This window comes from Ensifer sp. LC384, from assembly GCF_001695865.1.
Taxonomy (GTDB): Bacteria; Pseudomonadota; Alphaproteobacteria; order Rhizobiales; family Rhizobiaceae; genus Ensifer.
The window spans coordinates 1-2,237 of record NZ_MBST01000030.1; the positions used below are offsets into that span (position 1 = coordinate 1).

Consider the following 2,237-nt stretch of genomic DNA (forward strand, 5'->3'; position numbering starts at 1 on the left):
CAAGCGGGCGCATGGCTCGTTCAGCTATATTGTTGTCGATCTCGACGCGCCCATCGTCGATGTAAACGCTCAATGCCGCCCACCGCGAGAGAGCATATCGCATCGCCTCGGCCAGCTTCTGTTTCTGCGGCAAAGTCGGAAGCGTTTCCTCGATCCAGACCTTCAGGTCTCTCAGAATGGGCCCAGCGTACTCTTGTCGCAGCGTTTGGCGCTCGGCGGCCGGCATGCCGCGGATACGATCCTCGATATCGTAGAGCGCGCCGATGCGAGACAGCGCCTCCTCGGCTATCGGTGATGGCTTCAGCTTGATTACGTCATGGAACTTGCGGCGCACGTGCGCCATGCACGCGGCCTCAACGATCTGGTTGCCGTAAAGCTTCTTATAGCCACCGTAGCCATCGGCATGCATCACGCCGCTGAAGTCAGCGAGGTGGTCTGCCGGATGCGCGCCCTTGCGGTCGGGGCTATAGTAATAGGCGATAGCTCTGGGAGTGGGATCTTGATACCCGCTGCCATCGAAGACATAGACCCAGACTCTGCCGGTTTTCGTCTTGCCCCGCCCAGGGTCGAGAACATCGACCGGGGTATCGTCCGTGTGTATTCGGTCGACTGCGGCGATATGGGCTCTGATCAGCAAGATGAGGGGCGAAAGCAGAACGGACACACGGCCAACCCAGTCCGCCATGACAGACCGGGAGATGTCTATTCCCAGGCGGCCGTACATCTCGGAGAGACGGTAGAGCGGGATGTGATCGTCGAACTTGGCGACCATGATATGCGCGAGCAACCCCGGACCGGGCTTGCCTCGTCCGATCGGCAAGGTCGGCATTTCGCCAGACACCGTCGTATCGCAGTCCTTGCAGACCATGCGCTTTTCGATATGGCGGACAATCTTTACGGACGCCGGTACGTGCTCCATCACCTGGACCACCTTGTCAGCCGCCTTCAGGAAAGATGTGCCACCACAAGTCGGACAATTGCAGGGTGCCGCGTAGACCAGCTCTTCAGTTGGGAGGCCATCCGGCAGCGGTCTGCGCTTCGGCTTGTCCGGTTCGTCGTCTAACTCCGGCAAGGGGGAGTTCGCAGAGCGCGCATCGGCCTCAGCGCGAGAAGCCTCGATCTCCTCCAGCATCAGCTCGAATTGCTCGATTTTGCGGTCTATCTTTTCCGAAGAAGGGCCATGTTGTCGATGGCGCAGCAGTTCCAACTGCGCGCGCAGAAGACCGATAATGGAGTCGCGCTTGCTGACTTCGGCTTCTTGCGCGCTGAGTTTCGCCGCCTGTTCAGCGACGAGCGCGCGCAAAGCAGATAGCTCGTCCTGACTGTCCAGCGGCGTTGTTTCCATGCCACCAAAAGTAGCTGATTTGCGCGTCAATCGCCAGCAATTTGCCTGGAATTCCCTGTAAAATAAGGACTTTATCCCATTCGGCCAGGAGCGGAAGTCCACGCCGGTCGGCGCCAATCGATCCCCTCAACGAGCATGGAAAGCTGGGCCTGCGTCAGATGGGCAACACCATCCTTCGCCGTCGGCCAAGGAAAGTATCCGCGCTCCAAAATCTTGTAAAACAGGCAAAACCCCTGGCCATCCCACCAGAGAAGCTTGATCCGATCCGCGCGTTTGCCGCGGAACCCGAAGATCGCGCCAGACCCCGGCGCCTCCTTTATGACCGCTTCGACCAACGCCGACAGTCCGGCAATGCCACGCCGCATGTCGGTCACCCCGCAAGCCAAATAGACCCGCACATTTCCAGAAGGCCCAATCATGCCGCCTCCACACAGGCGATCAACGCCGACAATAATTCAAGATCCGCGTCAGCGGCAATTCTCAGCACGCGGCCGTTCCTCAGAACGATTTCAACGTCCTTGGACCTTGACCGAAGACCGCTCCTCTTAGAGCCGTCGGCGGGGCTCTCCAACGGTGCGATAACCGAAACCGGGATAAACGATGCGCTCTTCGGAGCTTCCAACTTGGGCGGCGAGAACTTCTTTCGCCAGGCATATATCTGCTGGGGGAGAATATCATGGCGGCGCGCCACCACCGAAACGCTGCCATCCGCGCCGAACGCTTCCTGCAATATCGACAGCTTTTGCTCCGCGGACCATCGGCGCTGTCGTTCAGCACCCGTTAGGATCTCAACCTTGGCCATTCGTACCTTGTTACGTCACAAATGAATCATCTGTGACGTAACTTGCGCCACATAACCGCCTCAACAAAACCAGCTCACCGGACGCTCACC

3 protein-coding genes are annotated in these 2,237 nt (G+C 58.9%); all 3 read right to left on the reverse strand.

What is annotated here, in order from left to right; genetic code table 11:
• A partial coding sequence (locus BC363_RS21310; protein WP_065787077.1) for an IS66 family transposase occupies nt 1-1,345 on the reverse strand: 1,345 nt, incomplete at its 3' end.
• A 71-nt stretch (nt 1,346-1,416) separates the two neighbouring features.
• Nucleotides 1,417-1,764: an IS66 family insertion sequence element accessory protein TnpB gene (gene tnpB / locus BC363_RS21315; protein ID WP_011971016.1), complete on the reverse strand. Its 348-nt coding sequence runs from the start codon at nt 1,762-1,764 to the stop codon at nt 1,417-1,419.
• The gene (locus BC363_RS21320; protein WP_065787078.1) at nt 1,761-2,147 is read right to left on the reverse strand and encodes a transposase; all 387 of its coding nucleotides are present in this window, start codon (nt 2,145-2,147) and stop codon (nt 1,761-1,763) included. Before BC363_RS21320 ends, tnpB begins: the two co-directional genes overlap by 4 nt.
• Nucleotides 2,148-2,237: the final 90 nt, after the last annotated feature.

Excerpts from the sequence above, each read along its gene's own strand:
- tnpB (WP_011971016.1), bottom strand. The coding sequence starts at position 1,764 with ATGATTGGGCCTTCTGGAAATGTGCGGGTCTATTTGGCTTGCGGGGTG.
- BC363_RS21320 (WP_065787078.1), bottom strand. The coding sequence starts at position 2,147 with ATGGCCAAGGTTGAGATCCTAACGGGTGCTGAACGACAGCGCCGATGG.